1 rRNA gene is annotated in these 314 nt (G+C 44.9%); it reads right to left on the reverse strand.

The annotated features are described in order from the left end of the window. Window positions 1-97: ribosomal RNA gene (gene rrf, locus JI666_RS21020) — 5S ribosomal RNA — on the reverse strand; the annotation flags it as partial. Between the last annotated feature and the right edge of the window lie 217 nt (window positions 98-314).

Genomic DNA, 314 nt, shown 5'->3' on the forward strand with positions numbered 1-314 from the left:
TGCAGGGGGAGATCCCCCAACTACCATCGGCGCTGAAGAGCTTAACTTCCGTGTTCGGCATGGGAACGGGTGTGACCTCTTCGCCATCATTACCAGACTCATTACTGGTTTCCACTTTTATGTGATTAACCAGAGACAAAATATATCATACTATATTCAGTCACTGTTTTCAAGAGAAAAATTATTCCCTGAAAACTAGATAGCACTCACAACGATTCCAATAAGAATGTCCAGCTACGTGAGCCAAATCCTCGATCGTTTCACCTTTTTCGCCTGACGCACAAAGCGCGTCTGACTCAAAAGCTTCCAACGCT

The organism is Bacillus sp. NTK071 (assembly GCF_017303315.1).
Lineage (GTDB): Bacteria > Bacillota > Bacilli > Bacillales > Guptibacillaceae > Guptibacillus.